The sequence below is a fragment of the Streptomyces sp. NPDC102258 genome (assembly GCF_055584685.1).
Window position 1 is genome coordinate 219594 of the sequence record NZ_JBVJLO010000011.1, and the last position, 16471, is coordinate 236064.

Genomic DNA, 16471 nt, shown 5'->3' on the forward strand with positions numbered 1-16471 from the left:
CCGCCGCACCGAGGTACCGAGGTGTCGGAAGAGAACGCGTTCGGGGGAGCGAGGGAGGGGAGCCGTATGGGTGCGGACCAGATCCGGCGGTGGGAGTCAGGTGCGCTCGCACACGCGGTCAACGACCCTTTCGGCCAGGGCCCCCTGCCCTGGTTCCGCGGCAGCGAGGTGTACTTCGACGACACCGGCCACGTCGTCCCCTGGTACGTGGACCCGGCCCTGACCCCCGGCCAGCTCCCGCGCGCCCGCAGCGGCGGCGGGGGCCCGCTCACCGCCGACGACGTCCACCGCCAGATCAAGGGCTTCGCCTCGACCGGCCCGGTGGCCCCCGGCGAGGCCATCGACTTCCACATCACCGTCGACCCGCCCCAGCAGTTCTCGGTCGACGTCTACCGGATCGGCCACTACGCGGGCGACGGCGCCTGCAAGATCACCACCAGCCCCCGGCTGTCCGGGATCGTCCAGCCGCCCCCGCTCACCGCCGACCGCACCGTCTCCTGCCACCACTGGTGGCTGTCCTGGCGGCTCCAGGTCCCCTCGTACTGGACCGTCGGCGCGTACGTCGCCGTCCTCACCACCGTCGACGGCTACCGCTCGCACATCCCCTTCACGGTCCGCGACGACGAGCCCGCCGACCTCCTCCTGCTCCTGCCCGACATCACCTGGCAGGCCTACAACCTCTACCCGGAGGACGGCCACACCGGCGCCAGCCTCTACCACGCGTGGGACGAGGAGGGCCGCCTGCTCGGCGAGCGCGACGCGGCCACCACCGTCTCCTTCGACCGCCCCTACGCGGGCGCGGGCCTGCCCCTGCACGTCGGCCACGCCTACGACTTCATCCGCTGGGCCGAGCGCTACGGCTACGACCTCGCGTACGCCGACACCCGCGACCTGCACGCCGGCCGCGTCGACCCCACCCGCTACCGCGGCCTCGTCTTTCCCGGCCACGACGAGTACTGGTCGGCCCCCATGCGCCGCACCGTGGAACGCGCCCGCGACCACGGCACCTCGCTCGTCTTCCTCTCCGCCAACACCATGTACTGGCAGGTCGAGCTGGGCCCCTCCCCCTCCGGGGTCGAGGACCGGCTCCTCACCTGCCGAAAACGCCGCGGCCCCGGCCGCCCCAGCCTGTGGCGCGAAGTCGACCGCCCCGAACAGCAGCTCCTCGGCATCCAGTACGCGGGACGCGTCCCCGACCCCGCGCCCCTGGTCGTGCGCAACGCCACGCACTGGCTCTGGGAGTCCACCGGCGCCGCCGAGAACGACGAACTCGACGGCCTCGTCGCGGGCGAGGCCGACCGGTACTTCCCGCGTACCCAGCTCCCCGAGCACCGCGACCGGATCCTGCTCGCGCACTCCCCGTACCTCGACAGCGAGGGCGCCAAGCGGCACCAGGAGACCTCCCTCTACCGCGCCCCCAGCGGCGCCCTCGTCTTCGCGTCCGGCACCTTCGCCTGGTCCCCGGCCCTCGACCGCCCCGGCCACGTCGACGAACGGATCCAGCGGGCCACCGCCAACCTCCTCGACCGCATCTGCAAGCGCGACTGACCACCCGGGGTCCGGGGTCCTGGGTCCTGGGCGCGAAGCCCCCCGCCACCGACGGCCCGGGACCACCGCCGACGCGACCCCGACCCCCCTGCCCCGCGCACTGCGCCCCGTACGGGAGAATGGGCCTGCGCTCGTACAGAACCACAGGGAGACTCCGTGCCCGGATTCGTCGAAAAGCCCGAGCCGGTGCAGGTGCCCGGCCTCGTCCACCTCCACACCGGCAAGGTCCGCGACCTCTACCGGGACGAGGACGGCCGACTCGTCATGGTCGCCAGTGACCGCATCTCCGCCGCCGACTGGGTGTTGCCCACCGAGATCCCGGACAAGGGCCGCATCCTGACGCAGCTCTCCCTCTGGTGGTTCGACCAGCTCACCGACCTGGTCCCGCACCACGTCATCAGCACCGACCTGCCGGCCGGCGCCCCCGCCGACTGGGCGGGCCGCGCCCTGGTCTGCAAGAGCCTCGACATGCTGCCCGTCGAGTGCGTGGCCCGCGGCTACCTCACCGGCTCCGGCCTCGCCGAGTACGAGAAGACCCGTACGGTCTGCGGGATCGGCCTGCCCGAGGGCCTGGTCGACGGCTCCGAGCTGCCCGCCCCGATCTTCACCCCGGCCGCCAAGGCCGAGGTCGGCGACCACGACGAGAACGTCCCCTACGAGGAGGTCGCGCGCACCACCGGCGCCGAGACGGCCGCGATGCTGCGCCAGAGCACCCTCGCCGTCTACCACCGCGCCCGGGACATCGCCCGCGAGCGCGGGATCATCCTCGCGGACACCAAGTTCGAGTTCGGCTTCGACGCGGACGGCACCCTGGTCATCGCCGACGAGGTCCTGACACCCGACTCGTCCCGCTTCTGGCCCGCCGACCAGTGGGAGCCGGGCCGCGCCCAGCCCTCCTTCGACAAGCAGTACGTCCGCGACTGGCTGGCCTCCCCGGCCTCCGGCTGGGACTCCAAGGGCGAACTGCCGCCGCCCGTCCTCCCCGAGGAGGTCGTCGAGCGGACCCGCGCCAAGTACGTCGAGGCGTACGAGCGCCTCACCGGCCACACCTGGAGCTGAGCCGGCCGGGCCGGCGGGCATACGAGGAAGGCCCCGATCGGATACCGATCGGGGCCTTCTCCAGCTGAGCGGACAACGCGACTCGAACGCGCGACATCCACCTTGGCAAGGTGGTGCTCTACCAACTGAGCTATGTCCGCCTGTGCGCCGTAGCGCGAGGACAACTATACCCAACCCCGCTCGCGTGCGAGACGCACCGCCGTGTGCCGGTTCTCGGCGCCCAGCTTCGTCGCCGCCGAGGACAGGTAGTTGCGCACCGTCCCCTGCGACAGCGAGGCCCGCTCCGCGATCTCCGCGACCGGGGCCCCGTCCGCCGCGAGTTCCAGCACCTCCGCCTCCCGGGCCGTCAGCGGCGAGTCCCCCGCGCTGATCGCGTCGGCGGCCAACTCCGGGTCCACGTAACGCCCTCCGGCGTGCACGGTCCGGATCAGCTCGGCCAGCCGCTGCGCCGACACGGTCTTCGGGGTGAAGGCCCGCACTCCCGCCGCGAGGGCCCGCTTGAGGTGACCGGGACGGCCGTGGCTGGTCACGATCATGGTCTTGCAGCCGGGGAGCTCGGCCCGCAGCGCTGTGGCCACACTCACACCGTCCGCCCCCGGCATCTGGAGGTCCAGCACCGCCACGTCGGGCCGGTGCGCCCGCGCCATCGCCAGCGCCTCCGGCCCCGACGCCGCCTCGGCGACCACCACCAGGTCGTCCTCCAGGCCCAGCAGCGCGGCCAGCGCGCCCCGGATCAGGTGCTCGTCATCGGCCAGCAGTACCCGTACGCGGTTCACGCCCGCACCTCCCCTCGTTCCGTACGCGGTCCCGGGATCTCGGCGCGCAGCCGGAACCGGCCGCCCCCGGCCGGTCCCGCCAGCAGGGTCCCGTCCACCGCCGCGAGCCGCTCCCGCAGGCCCGCGAGCCCGGATCCGGGCGCCGCCGCCGGGGTATCGGGCGCCCCGTCGTTCTCCACCAGCAGGGTCACGGCACCGCAGGCCCCCCGCACCGTCAGCCGGATCAGGCAGCTGCGCGCGTCCCCGTGCCGCAGTACGTTCGTGGTCGCCTCCCGGACCACCCAGCCCAGAGCCGACTGCACCTCGGCCGGCAGCGTCCGTCCGGCCGTCTCGCACTCGACCCGGCAGTCCATCCCGGCGGCGCTCAGCACCCCGCGCGCGCCCTCCAGTTCCACCGCGAGGTCGGCTTCCCGGTAGCCCCGCACCACGTCGCGCACCTCCCGCTGGGACTCGCGCGCGATCCGCTGCACCTCGATCATCTGGTCCACCGCCTCGGGCCGCTCCCGCCGGGCTAGCTGTACCGCCAGTTCGCTCTTGAGCGCGATGACCGCGAGGTTGCGGCCCATCACGTCGTGCAGGTCCCGCCCGAACCGCAGCCGCTCCTCGGCGACGGCCAGCCGGGCCTGGACGTCGCGTGCGCGGTCGAGCTCGTGGACGGTGTTCAGCAGCCAGCCGGAGAACCCGTAGGCGACGGCCAGGAACGAACCGGTCACCAGCACACCGATCGTGTACCCGAGCGCTTCGCCGAACGGCATCCCGAAGGCGTACACCGCCGCGCCCGCGCTGCCCGCCGCGATCAGCGGGACGCAGCGCATGTGCCGCACCTTCTTCAGGGAGAGCACGACCGAGCCGCTGCCGAAGCAGGCCAGTCCGGACACCGCCACGGCGGCCGCGTGCGGGTCGAGCCGCCCGCTGCTGCGCAGGCCGAGCAGGAGCAGGCAGGCGCCGGCCGTCACGGCCACCACCGCCGCCGAGAGTCCGGCCGGCCGTTCCCTGGTGCCCACGATCCAGTCCAGCGCCCTGGAGGTGAGGAACCCGACCAGGACGGCGTGCGCGGTGACCAGCAGGAGCGCCGTGCCCGCGACGGCGGCGGAGGGGTGACCGGGCGAGGAGGCCAGTCCCGACAGCCCGAACCCGAGGATCTCCATGACCACGAAGGAGTGGAAGGACCAGCGGGTGTAGAGCTCGACCTTCCCCGCACTGGTGCGGCGCCTCCACCACCCCGTCAGTTTCGGCACGGCCTCGTCCCCCGGTTCCCTCGTTCTCGGAAGTGACGTACGCCATAAAAGGACGGCGAACGGGCAACGAAAAAGGCCCCGATCGATGATCGGGGCCTTTGTTCTCTGAGCGGACGACGCGACTCGAACGCGCGACATCCACCTTGGCAAGGTGGTGCTCTACCAACTGAGCTACGTCCGCATGCTTCCCACGACACGAGTGCCGTGCTCTGCGAGCTCACTGTACCTGATCCACAACCGTGATCGGTAAAGCGTGCAGAGCGGGTGACAGGGATTGCACACTGCGCCTCCCCCCTGGAAGGGGGGTGTTCTGCTACTGAACTACACCCGCACGACTTCGGGGTTCCGGCCTTTCGGCCTCGCCCCTCGGCGTGATCCACACACTAGCCGATCGGAGGGGGTGGATGGCAAATCCGGGGTCAGTGGGCTTCGTTGTAGGCGGCGTAGACCCGCTTCGGGATGCGCCCGCGCGGCGGCACGTCGTGGCCGTGGGACCGGGCCCAGGCCCGGACGACGGCCGGGTCGGGGGCGACCGAGGTGTGCTTGAAGGCCTTCCCGGAACGGGACTGGCGGCGGCCCGCGGCCACGAAGGGGGCCAGGCTCTTCCGCAGTTTCTTTGCGTTGGCCACATTGAGGTCGATCTCGTAGGACTTGCCGTCCAGGGCGAAGACGACCGTTTCCGCCGCTTCTCCGCCGCTGATGTCGTCGGAGATCGTGACTACTACGCGCTGCGCCACGGATATCGGTCCCTTCGTGCGCCCTCACCGCCGCTCGCTGACGTGCGGTGATGTCGCCTGTGTGGATGTTTCGGTGGAATGCATCAAACCGTCGGAATCCCGGCTGATTCCTTTGTACCGTGATTCTCATTGAATAGCGAAGCCCAGTTAATTCTCCCCGCGTGTCCCGCCGCAATGCCGGGCGCGTGGTTTTCCGGTGGATTTTGCGGAGCGTTGGTGAAGCCGAAACCGTGGCCCGGCCGGGGCCCCGGCATATCTACCCGCGTAGAAATTTCGGCCGGGTACGCTGAGGGAACCGCCTTCGCACCAACCACCACACGGGAGTGCCAGTGGCACGCGTCGTAGTCGACGTCATGCTCAAGCCGGAGATCCTCGACCCCCAGGGCCAGGCGGTGCAGCGTGCACTGCCGCGTCTGGGCTTCGACGGGATCGCCGACGTCCGCCAGGGGAAGCGCTTCGAACTGGAGGTGGAGGGACCGGTCGACCAGGCCGCCCTCGACCGCATCCACAAGATGGCCGAAACGTTCCTCGCCAACACCGTCATCGAAGATTTCACCGTGAAGGTCGAGGCCTGACGGTGACCACACGCATCGGAGTCGTCACGTTCCCCGGAACGCTCGACGACCGTGACTCGCTGCGCGCCATCCGCCTCGCGGGGGCCGAGCCGGTCTCGCTCTGGCACCGCGACAAGGACCTGCACCAGGTCGACGCGGTCGTCCTCGCGGGCGGCTTCTCCTACGGGGACTACTTGCGCGCCGGGGCCATCTCCCGGTTCTCGCCGGTGATGGACACCATCATCGAGCAGGCCAGGGCGGGCATGCCCGTCCTCGGCATCTGCAACGGCTTCCAGGTCCTCACCGAGGCCCACCTGCTGCCGGGGGCGATGCTCCGCAACAACCACCTGCACTTCGTCTGCCGCGACCAGAAGCTGCGGGTGGAGCACGCGGAGACCGCGTGGACCGGCGACTACACCGCCGGCCAGGAGATCTCCGTACCGCTCAAGAACATGGACGGCCGCTACACCGCCGACGAGCGCACGCTCGACGAACTGGAGGCCGAAGGCCGCGTGGCCTTCCGGTACGTGGACGTCAACCCCAACGGTTCGCTGCGCGACATCGCCGGCATCACCAACGCCGCGGGCAACGTCGTCGGCCTCATGCCGCACCCCGAGCACGCGGTCGAGCCGCTGATCGGGACCGGCCGCACCGACGGCCTCCCGTTCTTCACCTCGGTCCTGAAGAAGCTGGTCAGCGCATGAGCCTCGACACCGTCAAGAACGCCACCGAGACCCCGGACGCCTCCCAGCCGTGGAAGGAACTCGGCCTCAAGGAGGACGAGTACGCCCGGATCCGGGAGATCCTCGGCCGCCGGCCCACCGGCGCCGAGCTCGCGATGTACTCCGTCATGTGGTCCGAGCACTGCTCCTACAAGAGCAGCAAGGTCCACCTGAAGCAGTTCAGCGAGAAGAAGCCCGCGAGCGACGCCATGCTCGTCGGCATCGGCGAGAACGCCGGCGTCGTCGACGTCGGCCAGGGCTACGCGGTCACCTTCAAGGTCGAGTCGCACAACCACCCCTCGTACATCGAGCCCTACCAGGGCGCGGCCACCGGCGTCGGCGGCATCGTCCGCGACATCCTCGCCATGGGCGCCCGCCCGGTCGCCGTCGTGGACCCGCTGCGCTTCGGCGCGGCCGACCACCCCGACACCAAGCGCGTCCTGCCGGGCGTCGTCGCGGGCATCGGCGGCTACGGCAACTGCCTGGGCCTGCCGAACATCGGCGGCGAGGTCGTCTTCGACGCCTGTTACCAGGGCAACCCGCTCGTGAACGCCGGCTGCATCGGCGTCATGAAGCACGAGGACATCCACCTCGCCAAGGCCTCCGGCCCCGGCAACAAGGTCATCCTCTACGGTGCCCGCACCGGCGGCGACGGCATCGGCGGCGTCTCCGTGCTGGCCTCGGAGACCTTCGACGACTCCAAGCCGACCAAGCGCCCCGCCGTCCAGGTCGGCGACCCCTTCCAGGAGAAGCTCCTCATCGAGTGCACCCTGGAGATCTTCAAGGAGAAGCTGGTCGCCGGCATCCAGGACCTCGGCGGCGCCGGGCTCTCCTGCGCCACGAGCGAGCTGGCCTCGGCCGGTTCCGGCGGCATGCGGGTGGAGCTGGACACCGTCCCGCTGCGCGACGCGACGCTCTCGCCCGAGGAGATCCTCATGAGCGAGTCGCAGGAGCGCATGTGCGCGATCGTCGAGCCGCGGTACGTCGACCGCTTCATGGAGATCTGCGAGAAGTGGGACGTCATCGCCACCGTCATCGGTGAGGTGACCGAGGGCGAGCAGCTGGAGATCTACTGGCACGGCGAGCTCATCGTGGACGTGCCCCCGGGCACCGTCGCCCACGAGGGCCCGACCTACCACCGCCCGTACGCGCGCCCCTCCTGGCAGGACGCCCTCCAGGCGGACGACGCGGGCGCGCTGCCCCGCCCGCAGACCTCCGAGGAGCTGCGCGCGCAGGTCCTGGCCCTGGTCTCCTCCCCGAACCAGGCCTCGAAGTCCTGGGTCACCGACCAGTACGACCGCTTCGTGCAGGGCAACACCGTCCTCGCACAGCCGGAGGACGCGGGCATCGTCCGCATCGACGAGGAGTCGAACCTCGGCGTGGCCATGGCCACCGACGGCAACGGCCGCTTCGCCAAGCTCGACCCGTACACCGGCGCGCAGCTGGCGCTGGCCGAGGCGTACCGCAACGTCGCCGCGACCGGCGCCAAGCCGCTCGCGATCTCGGACTGCCTGAACTTCGGCTCCCCCGAGGACCCGGACGTCATGTGGCAGTTCGCCGAGGCCTGCCGCGGCCTCGCGGACGGCTGCCTGGAGCTGGGCACCCCGGTGACCGGCGGCAACGTCTCCCTCTACAACCAGACGGGTGAGACCGCGATCCACCCGACCCCGGTCGTGGCGGTCCTCGGTGTCATCGACGACGTCAACCGCCGTACGCCGATGGCGTTCGCGGAGGCCGGCCAGCTGCTCTACCTGCTCGGCGACACCGCCGAGGAGTTCGGCGGCTCGGCCTGGTCGCAGGTCGTCCACGACCACCTCGGCGGCATGCCGCCCAAGGTGGACCTGGGCCGCGAGAAGCTGCTGGGCGAGATCCTGATCTCCGCCTCCCGCGACGGCATGATCGACGCGGCGCACGACCTGTCGGACGGCGGCGTCATCCAGGCGCTCACCGAGTCCTGCCTGCGCGGCGGCAACGGCGCCCGCGTGGTGGTCCCCGAGGGCCTGGACGCCTTCACCTTCCTGTTCTCCGAGTCCGCGGGCCGGGCCGTCGTGGCCGTCCCGCGCAGCGAGGAGCTCCGCTTCACCGACATGTGCGGCGCGCGCGGCCTGCCCGCGACCCGCATCGGTGTGGTGGACGGCGACGCGATCGAGGTCCAGGGCGAGTTCACCCTCCCCCTGACCGAACTCCGCGCCGCCCACGAGGCGACGATCCCGGCGCTCCTCGCCTGATCACCGCACCTCCACGAGCCCCCGGCCGGTCATTCCGGCCGGGGGCCCGTGCGTTTCCCCCGCCGATGCGCGACGATCAGCTGGTCGCGCGTACGCGGCAGTCGGGAAATCGGGCGGGGTGGGGGATGTTCGAACCGATGGCGCCGACCGGTGGCGGACTGTTGCCGGACCTCGGCCGCGGCCGCAACGCGGTCAACCTCCTCGTCCTGCTCGCGGCGGTGTTCGGCCTGGTCTTCGGCGGCTGGCACCTCTTCGAGGCCGTCGCCGCTCACCAGCGGCGCGCCGACAGCCGGGACCTGGTCGCGGCCTCGTGCGCCGGCCTGGTGGACGGGGACGCCGTACTGCGCCTGCGCGGCGGCGTCGACCGGCTGCGGCTCACGGACCGGGCCGAGAACACGATCGACTTCCGGTCGCTGCCGGACACCTGCGACTTCCAGGAGGTCTCCGCCGACGAGAAGTACGGCGACCAGCACTTCTCCCTGAAGGCACGCGTCCTGCCCGCCGGCCCGCCGGACAACCTGCTCGACACCTTTCCGCGCTCCCCGTTCCCCGACCGCCCCGATGCCCCCGGCGGGGACGTCACGGCCCGCACCGACGTGAGCATGCGCCTCCCGCTCGGCGACGGCCTCCTCGGTGACTACGGCGGCCGGGGCGTCACCGTCACCGCCCCCTGTGCCACACCGCTGCGCGAAACCGGCGCCACCGCCGTACGGGCGACTGCCACCGGCGGTGACGCGTCGGCCACCGGCGCCGACCACCGCACCCTCGCGCGGATCGCCCGCACGGCGGCCGAGCGCCTCGCGGCCAAGCTGGGCTGTGCGACCCGGCTGCCGGAACTGCCCGCCGCCCTCCCGGCGGCCGCCACCGCCCTCGGTCCGGCCGCCGGGGACCGCCACGACGCCTGTGGCTGGTACGCGGCGCTGCTGCGCACCGCCGACCGCGGGAACCTCCCGGACCGCGCCCTGGGCACCCCGGTGAGCGGCCGTGCCCGGAGCGAGACCTGCCTCCTGGCCGTCAGCCGCGCCGAAACGGAACGCATCCACGCGGCCGGGGCGGGTACCGACCTGGACCGCGTCGACCTCCACACCGTCCAGACGAGCGAGCCCTGGTGGATCCAGACCCGCTCCTACTACGGCGAGGACGCCGGCTCCGTCGGCATCGGCGAGGGCCGGCTGCCCACGCCGGTCGTGCCCGGCATGGCGGGGAGGAACGGCGCGGTCACGTACGCCACCGCCCGCTGCGCGGGCGGGCCCGCCGTGTTCACGATGAAGACGGCCGGCACCTACGCCCTGAGGGTCGTCGGCGACCGCGACGCCGAGCTGTTCAAGGCCTACGCCGAAGACTCCGCGACCCGGCACGGCTGCACCGGACTCGTCCTGCCGAAGGGCCAGTAGGGTCGCCCCATGCCGCCCGCCAAGAAGAAGCCGCGCGCCTACGACCAGGCGAGGATCCGCGCGGCCGTCACCGCGCAGTTCGGGCACGTCGCCGAGGCCGTACGGGGGCTCACCCCGGAGCAGCTCGCCCGGCCCAGCGGGCTCGGGGACTGGAGCGTCGCCGACCTCGCCGCCCACATCGCCTGGATCGCCGACTCCCTCGCCGCCGGCCTCGCCCGGCCGCCCGCCGCCGTTCCCGAACTGAGCGCCGTCGAGTGGCCCTTCGCCACCGCCTCCCTCGCCGGGAAGATCTCCGAGGCCGCCCGGGAGGCCCTCACCGGCGCCCCGCTCCCCGAGCTGTTCGCGCGGGCGGGCACCGCGATGGCCGACGCCCTGGAGCGCAACTCCGGCAGCCGCGTACTGGACCTGTGGATCGGCGACATGACGCTGGCCGACTTCCTCGTCACCCGGACCGTCGAACTCGTCGTGCACACCGACGACCTCAACCGGGCCCTGCCCGGCCTCGGGATCCCGATCGAGCGGCAGGCCCTCGCCGCCTGCACCCGGCTGCTCGCCGACGCCCTCGCCGTGAAGGCGCCCGGCGGCTCCGTGGAGGTGCGGATCCCGCCCTTCGCCGTGGTCCAGTGCGTCGAGGGGCCCCGCCACACCCGCGGCACCCCGCCGAACGTGGTGGAGACCGACCCGCTCACCTGGCTCCGGCTCGCGACGGGCCGTACCGGCTGGGCCGAGGAGCTCGACGCCGCCCGGGTCAGCGCGAGCGGCGAACGTGCGGCACTGGCCGGGCTGCTGCCCCTGATGGGCTGAACGGGCGAGCCGGGGAACCCGCCGGGCCGCCGGTCCGTCCCAGGAGCATGCGTACCCTCAGGCACCTCGCCCCCGGCCTGGCGCTGCTCGCCGCGCTCGCCCTCACCGGCTGCCAGGACGGCTCCCCCGACGCCGCCCTCACCCCGGACGGCCCCGGCTCGCAACAGCCCGCCGCGAACGCCCCCCTGACCGCGACCACCTGGACCATCGGCTCCGTCGACGGCGCGGCCGCCCCCACCGGCCCGCCCGGCCCCGCACGCTTCACCCTCGCCCCCGACGGCACGGCGAGCGGCAACCTCGGCTGTAACCGCTTCAGTGCCCCCGCCACCGTCACCGGGCCCGCCCTCACCCTCGGCCCGCTGACCACCACCCGGATGGCCTGCGAGGGCCCGGCCGGCGAGCAGGAACGCGCCCTCACCGCCCTGTTCGGGGCGGGTCCCCTGACCTGGAAGATCCAGGGCCGGGCCCTCACCCTGACCGCCCCCGACGGCAAGAGCCTCACCGCGGAGGCGGCCTCCGCCGCCGAATGACGGGAGAGGGGTCGACTCGTACGAAGATATGAGCGCTCAGGGCACGGTCCGCCGGCCCGACCGCAGTGGGGCGCAAGGGCGTACAGGGTGGCGGAACAGGCCGCGTTCGCGATACGGACCAGGCCGGCCGCCGCCGTTCGCCGAGGGTGACGGGTCGGCCACCGGAGGGTCGGGCCAGCCAGGCACCCTGTAGGAACCCACAACACTCACCAAACAGGGCATTTCGGACTTCGAGGGGCCCTTTCGGTCACCCTCCGCACGGGTAACCAGACTGTCCGCACTGTGACTTTTCCCGGCCGTCCCCAATTCGGACCAGTGGTCGATCTCGCCTACACTCGGTGGCGTGCCTCGTGGTGATGGACGACTCAACCACGACCTGCTCCCCGGCGAGAAGGGCCCCCAGGACGCTTGCGGCGTCTTCGGTGTCTGGGCCCCGGGTGAAGAGGTCGCCAAGCTCACCTACTTCGGACTGTATGCACTGCAGCACCGCGGACAAGAGTCCGCGGGCATCGCTGTGAGCAACGGTTCCCAGATCCTCGTCTTCAAGGACATGGGCCTCGTTTCCCAGGTCTTCGACGAAACCTCTCTCGGCTCGCTCCAGGGTCATATCGCGGTCGGTCACGCCCGCTACTCGACCACCGGAGCCTCCGTCTGGGAGAACGCCCAGCCGACCTTCCGCGCGACCGCCCACGGCTCGATCGCCCTGGGTCACAACGGCAACCTGGTGAACACCGCCGAGCTCGCCGAGATGGTCGCCGACCTGCCCCGTCAGGACGGCCGCGCCACCCAGGTGGCGGCCACCAACGACACCGACCTCGTCACCGCCCTCCTCGCCGGCCAGACCGACGAGGACGGCAAGCCCCTGACCATCGAGGAGTCGGCCACCCAGGTCCTCCCGAAGGTCAAGGGCGCCTTCTCGCTCGTCTTCATGGACGAGGGGACCCTCTACACCGCCCGTGACCCGCAGGGCATCCGCCCGCTGGTCCTCGGCCGCCTGGAGCGCGGCTGGGTGGTCGCCAGCGAGAGCGCCGCCCTCGACATCTGCGGCGCCAGCTTCGTCCGCGAGGTCGAGCCGGGCGAGCTCATCGCGATCGACGAGAACGGCCTGCGCAGCTCCCGCTTCGCAGAAGCGAAGCCCAAGGGCTGTGTCTTCGAGTACGTCTACCTGGCGCGCCCGGACACCGACATCGCCGGCCGCAACGTCTACCTCTCGCGCGTCGAGATGGGCCGGCGCCTCGCCAAGGAAGCCCCGGTCGAAGCCGACCTGGTGATAGCGACCCCGGAATCCGGCACCCCCGCCGCCGTCGGGTACGCCGAAGCCAGCGGCATCCCGTACGGATCCGGCCTGGTCAAGAACGCCTACGTCGGCCGGACCTTCATCCAGCCCTCGCAGACGATCCGCCAGCTCGGGATCCGCCTCAAGCTCAACCCCCTCAAGGAAGTCATCCGGGGCAAGCGCCTCGTCGTCGTGGACGACTCGATCGTCCGCGGCAACACCCAGCGCGCCCTCGTGAAGATGCTCCGCGAGGCCGGTGCGGCCGAGGTCCACATCCGGATCTCCTCCCCGCCGGTGAAGTGGCCGTGCTTCTTCGGCATCGACTTCGCCACCCGGGCCGAGCTGATCGCCAACGGCATGACGGTCGACGAGATCGCCACGTCGCTGGGCGCGGACTCGCTCTCGTACATCTCGCTCGACGCGATGGTCGAGGCGACCACCATCCAGAAGCCCAACCTCTGCCGTGCCTGCTTCGACGGCGAGTACCCGATGGAGCTGCCCGACCCGCAGCTGCTCGGCAAGCAGCTCCTGGAGTCCGAGCTCGCGGGCGGTACGGACGCCGCCGACGCGCTCCGTCGCCCGTAGCCGGTACCCGTATCCGTACCCGTACCCCTGCTCAACCTGCGCCGGGCCCTGTCCTCAGAGGCTTTTTCCGGGGCCCGGCACCCCACGCAGTAACGACACGAAAGCTCTCTCCTGTCATGACAGAGAAGACCACCGGTGCCAGCTACGCAGCCGCAGGCGTGGACATCGATGCGGGCGACCGCGCCGTCGAGCTGATGAAGGAGTGGGTGAAGAAGACGCAGCGCCCCGAGGTCCTCGGCGGCCTCGGCGGCTTCGCCGGCCTCTTCGACGCCTCCGCCCTGAAGCGCTACGAGCGCCCGCTGCTCGCCTCCGCCACCGACGGAGTGGGCACCAAGGTCGACATCGCGCGACGGCTCGGCGTGTACGACACGATCGGCCACGACCTGGTCGCGATGGTCATGGACGACATCGTCGTCTGTGGCGCCGAGCCGCTCTTCATGACGGACTACATCTGCGTCGGCAAGGTGCATCCCGAGCGTGTCGCGGCCATCGTGAAGGGCATCGCCGAGGGGTGCGTCCTCGCCGGCTGCGCCCTGGTCGGCGGCGAGACCGCCGAGCACCCCGGTCTGCTGGGCCCGGACGACTTCGACGTGGCGGGCGCGGGCACCGGGGTCGTCGAGTACGACCGCCTCCTCGGCGCCGATCGCATCCGTACGGGGGACGCCGTCATCGCGATGGCTTCGTCCGGCCTTCACTCGAACGGGTACTCGCTCGTCCGCCACGTCCTCTTCGACCGGGCCGGGATGTCCCTGGACCAGCACGTCGAGGAGCTCGGCCGGACCCTCGGCGAGGAACTGCTGGAGCCGACCAAGATCTACTCGCTGGACTGCCTGGCCCTCACCCGTACGGCCGAGGTCCACGCGTACTCGCACATCACCGGCGGCGGCCTCGCCGCGAACCTGGCCCGGGTGATCCCGGACCACCTGCACGCCACGGTCGACCGCTCGACCTGGGCCCCCGGCGCCATCTTCGACCTGGTCGGCAAGGCCGGCTCGGTCGAGCGGCTGGAGCTGGAGAAGACCCTGAACATGGGCGTCGGCATGATGGCCGTCGTCCCGCAGGAGTCGGTCGACGTCGCCCTGACCACCCTGGCCGACCGGGGCGTCGACGCCTGGGTGGCCGGCGAGATCCTGGACCGGGGCGAGCACACCGAGGGCGCGGCCCTCACCGGTTCGTACGCGGTCTGAGCAGCACGGAAACCCGGCCCGGGGCAATGCCCTGGGCCGGGTTTCCATGTGTACGGGTGTTGGAGCCGCAGGCGAAGCGCCTGGTGCGGAGGTTTCCCGCGTCAAGCCCCGCGACGGTGCGCCGACGGACCGGACTCGTCGTCCTCGTCCTCGTCGTCATCGCTGTTGTACAGATCCGCGTACTTGGCGTACGGGTCGTCGTCGTCCAGATCGTCATCGACTTCGACCGGCGCGCTGATAGGCAGCGGCTCTGTCGGCGATGCGCCCAGCTCATTGGCCAGACGCGAGAGGTCAGTCCCGCCGCTGTTGTACTTCAGCTGGCGGGCGACCTTTGTCTGCTTGGCCTTGGCCCGGCCGCGCCCCATGGCTCGACCCCCTCGGTGACGGGGCTCGACGGCCCCAGAGTCTGACACGCGTTCATGGTTCGGAGCGGGCTCTCCGTGGAGAGACCGTCCGTAGGGGTTTAACGGTACCTGCTTCCGCGGCCATACGGTACGCCGCCCGCATGACACGCCTCGGCGCAGAACCAGCGGGACACCCCGTACTCGCTGGTCAGCTGCGATTTTAACGCTTTCCTGGCCCACGACCCGCCGAAGTGCAGTGAGTTCCGTCTCCCCGCACCCCGGCGGGCCCCTCCGGGACGCCTACGCCGTGGCGGCGGCGCGGGCGGCGAGCGCGTCGGCCATCCGCTGCTCGGCGATCCGGTCGGCCGCGGCGGCCGGCGGAATGCCGTCGGACTTCGCACGCGCGAATATCGCCAGGGTGGTGTCGAAGATCTTCGCCGCCTTGGCCTTGCAGCGGTCGAAGTCGAAGCCGTGCAGCTCGTCGGCGACCTGGATGACACCGCCCGCGTTGACCACGTAATCCGGGGCGTAGAGGATCCCGCGGTCCGCGAGGTCCTTCTCGACACCGGGGTGCGCGAGCTGGTTGTTGGCCGCGCCGCACACCACGGTGGCGGTGAGGGCAGGCACGGTCGCGTCGTTCAGCGCGCCACCGAGGGCGCAGGGGGCGTAGACGTCCAGGCCGGGGGTCCGGATCAGCGCCTCCGTGTCGGCGACCGCGCTGATCGCGGCGCCGGGGTGCCGGTCCAGGACGGCCTGGACGGACTCCGCGCGGACGTCCGTGATCACGACCTCGGCGCCGTCCGCCAGCAGGTGCTCCACGAGGTGGTGCCCGACCTTGCCGACACCGGCGACGGCGACCTTGCGGCCGCGCAGGGTCGGGTCGCCCCACAGGTGCTGGGCGCTGGCGCGCATGCCCTGGAAGACGCCGAAGGCGGTGAGCACCGAGGAGTCGCCGGCGCCGCCGTTCTCGGGGGAGCGGCCGGTGGCCCAGCGGGTCTCGCGGGCGACGACGTCCATGTCGGCGACGTACGTGCCGACGTCGCAGGCCGTGACGTAGCGGCCGCCGAGGGACTCCACGAACCGGCCGTAGGCCAGCAGCAGTTCCTCGCTCTTGAGCGTGGCCGGGTCCCCGATGATCACGGCCTTGCCGCCGCCGAGGTCGAGACCGGCGAGGGCGTTCTTGTACGACATGCCGCGCGCGAGGTTCAGCGCGTCCCGGACGGCCTCCTCGTCGGAGGCGTACGCGTGGAACCGCGTCCCGCCGAGGGCGGGGCCCAGGGCGGTGGAGTGGATGGCGATGACGGCCTTGAGGCCTGACGCTCGGTCCTGGCACAGCACGACTTGCTCGTGGCCGCCCTGTTCGCTGCGGAACAGGGTGTGCAGGACGCCGTCGGTCATTTCGGTCACGGTGGTGACTCCCATGGAAGAGATGCGGCGGAAGGACGCCCGCCCTGCGGGTGGGGGGAGGGCGTTGCTGGGAGCAGAGTAA

General features: G+C 71.7%; 15 protein-coding genes and 3 tRNA genes. 10 read left to right on the top strand and 8 right to left on the bottom strand.

Annotated elements, in window-relative coordinates; all coding sequences use genetic code 11:
• Positions 1 to 66 precede the first annotated feature (66 nt).
• Together ACZ6ZT_RS20605 and ACZ6ZT_RS20610 are read left to right on the top strand one after the other, a co-directional pair.
• A complete protein-coding gene (locus ACZ6ZT_RS20605; protein WP_469720971.1) occupies positions 67 to 1548 on the top strand; it encodes a N,N-dimethylformamidase beta subunit family domain-containing protein in 1482 nt (493 codons plus the stop codon).
• Between the two features lie 156 nt (positions 1549 to 1704).
• Positions 1705 to 2607: a phosphoribosylaminoimidazolesuccinocarboxamide synthase gene (locus tag ACZ6ZT_RS20610; protein WP_469720973.1), complete on the top strand. Its 903-nt coding sequence runs from the start codon at positions 1705 to 1707 to the stop codon at positions 2605 to 2607.
• Between the two features lie 67 nt (positions 2608 to 2674).
• On the opposite strand, the gene ACZ6ZT_RS20615 is transcribed toward ACZ6ZT_RS20610, so the two are convergent.
• The 6 genes from ACZ6ZT_RS20615 to ACZ6ZT_RS20640 all read right to left on the bottom strand — a co-directional run bounded on the left by ACZ6ZT_RS20615 (position 2675) and on the right by ACZ6ZT_RS20640 (position 5358).
• Positions 2675 to 2747: transfer RNA gene (locus ACZ6ZT_RS20615), tRNA-Gly, on the bottom strand.
• Between the two features lie 24 nt (positions 2748 to 2771).
• Positions 2772 to 3383, bottom strand: coding sequence for a response regulator (locus ACZ6ZT_RS20620; RefSeq protein ID WP_469720975.1), 612 nt, complete (start codon positions 3381 to 3383; stop codon positions 2772 to 2774).
• The gene (locus ACZ6ZT_RS20625) at positions 3380 to 4621 is read right to left on the bottom strand and encodes a sensor histidine kinase (RefSeq protein WP_469720976.1); all 1242 of its coding nucleotides are present in this window, start codon (positions 4619 to 4621) and stop codon (positions 3380 to 3382) included. The genes ACZ6ZT_RS20620 and ACZ6ZT_RS20625 overlap by 4 nt, the downstream gene beginning before the upstream one ends.
• Before the next feature lie 108 nt (positions 4622 to 4729).
• Positions 4730 to 4802: transfer RNA gene (locus tag ACZ6ZT_RS20630), tRNA-Gly, on the bottom strand.
• Positions 4803 to 4880: 78 nt separating this feature from the next.
• A tRNA-Gly gene (locus ACZ6ZT_RS20635) sits at positions 4881 to 4952 on the bottom strand.
• An 88-nt stretch (positions 4953 to 5040) separates the two neighbouring features.
• Entirely contained in the window at positions 5041 to 5358 is a 318-nt protein-coding gene (locus ACZ6ZT_RS20640; RefSeq protein WP_469720977.1) for a histone-like nucleoid-structuring protein Lsr2, read from the bottom strand.
• Positions 5359 to 5687: 329 nt separating this feature from the next.
• Between ACZ6ZT_RS20640 and purS the strand changes: the two genes are divergently transcribed.
• From purS to purM, 8 genes are all read left to right on the top strand, one after another.
• Positions 5688 to 5933, top strand: coding sequence for a phosphoribosylformylglycinamidine synthase subunit PurS (gene purS / locus ACZ6ZT_RS20645; RefSeq protein ID WP_042801325.1), 246 nt, complete (start codon positions 5688 to 5690; stop codon positions 5931 to 5933).
• Between the two features lie 2 nt (positions 5934 to 5935).
• Positions 5936 to 6616, top strand: a complete 681-nt coding sequence (purQ, locus tag ACZ6ZT_RS20650; protein ID WP_469720979.1) for a phosphoribosylformylglycinamidine synthase subunit PurQ — start codon at positions 5936 to 5938, stop codon at positions 6614 to 6616.
• A complete protein-coding gene (purL, locus tag ACZ6ZT_RS20655) occupies positions 6613 to 8862 on the top strand; it encodes a phosphoribosylformylglycinamidine synthase subunit PurL (RefSeq protein WP_469720981.1) in 2250 nt (749 codons plus the stop codon). Before purQ ends, purL begins: the two co-directional genes overlap by 4 nt.
• Before the next feature lie 137 nt (positions 8863 to 8999).
• Positions 9000 to 10256, top strand: a complete 1257-nt coding sequence (locus tag ACZ6ZT_RS20660; RefSeq protein ID WP_469720983.1) for a hypothetical protein — start codon at positions 9000 to 9002, stop codon at positions 10254 to 10256.
• Between the two features lie 9 nt (positions 10257 to 10265).
• Positions 10266 to 11060, top strand: a complete 795-nt coding sequence (locus ACZ6ZT_RS20665; protein WP_469720984.1) for a maleylpyruvate isomerase family mycothiol-dependent enzyme — start codon at positions 10266 to 10268, stop codon at positions 11058 to 11060.
• Positions 11061 to 11107: 47 nt separating this feature from the next.
• The gene (locus ACZ6ZT_RS20670) at positions 11108 to 11590 is read left to right on the top strand and encodes an META domain-containing protein (RefSeq protein ID WP_469720986.1); all 483 of its coding nucleotides are present in this window, start codon (positions 11108 to 11110) and stop codon (positions 11588 to 11590) included.
• A gap of 343 nt (positions 11591 to 11933) precedes the next feature.
• Positions 11934 to 13451, top strand: coding sequence for an amidophosphoribosyltransferase (gene purF, locus ACZ6ZT_RS20675; RefSeq protein ID WP_469720988.1), 1518 nt, complete (start codon positions 11934 to 11936; stop codon positions 13449 to 13451).
• Between the two features lie 116 nt (positions 13452 to 13567).
• Positions 13568 to 14638 carry a phosphoribosylformylglycinamidine cyclo-ligase gene (gene purM / locus ACZ6ZT_RS20680; RefSeq protein ID WP_469720990.1) on the top strand — a complete coding sequence of 357 codons (1071 nt, stop codon included), beginning with the start codon at positions 13568 to 13570 and terminating at the stop codon, positions 14636 to 14638.
• Between the two features lie 101 nt (positions 14639 to 14739).
• On the opposite strand, the gene ACZ6ZT_RS20685 is transcribed toward purM, so the two are convergent.
• Positions 14740 to 15003: a DUF3073 domain-containing protein gene (locus ACZ6ZT_RS20685; RefSeq protein ID WP_469720992.1), complete on the bottom strand. Its 264-nt coding sequence runs from the start codon at positions 15001 to 15003 to the stop codon at positions 14740 to 14742.
• Between the two features lie 279 nt (positions 15004 to 15282).
• Positions 15283 to 16389 (bottom strand): Leu/Phe/Val dehydrogenase, encoded by a 1107-nt coding sequence (locus ACZ6ZT_RS20690; protein WP_469720994.1) that lies wholly within the window; start codon positions 16387 to 16389, stop codon positions 15283 to 15285.
• Positions 16390 to 16471 lie beyond the last annotated feature (82 nt).

Coding starts and splice junctions, on each gene's coding strand:
- ACZ6ZT_RS20605 (WP_469720971.1), top strand. CDS start 67: ATGGGTGCGGACCAGATCCGGCGGTGGGAGTCAGGTGCGCTCGCACAC.
- purL (WP_469720981.1), top strand. CDS start 6,613: ATGAGCCTCGACACCGTCAAGAACGCCACCGAGACCCCGGACGCCTCC.
- ACZ6ZT_RS20660 (WP_469720983.1), top strand. CDS start 9,000: ATGGCGCCGACCGGTGGCGGACTGTTGCCGGACCTCGGCCGCGGCCGC.
- ACZ6ZT_RS20665 (WP_469720984.1), top strand. CDS start 10,266: ATGCCGCCCGCCAAGAAGAAGCCGCGCGCCTACGACCAGGCGAGGATC.
- ACZ6ZT_RS20670 (WP_469720986.1), top strand. CDS start 11,108: ATGCGTACCCTCAGGCACCTCGCCCCCGGCCTGGCGCTGCTCGCCGCG.
- purM (WP_469720990.1), top strand. CDS start 13,568: ATGACAGAGAAGACCACCGGTGCCAGCTACGCAGCCGCAGGCGTGGAC.
- ACZ6ZT_RS20685 (WP_469720992.1), bottom strand. CDS start 15,003: ATGGGGCGCGGCCGGGCCAAGGCCAAGCAGACAAAGGTCGCCCGCCAG.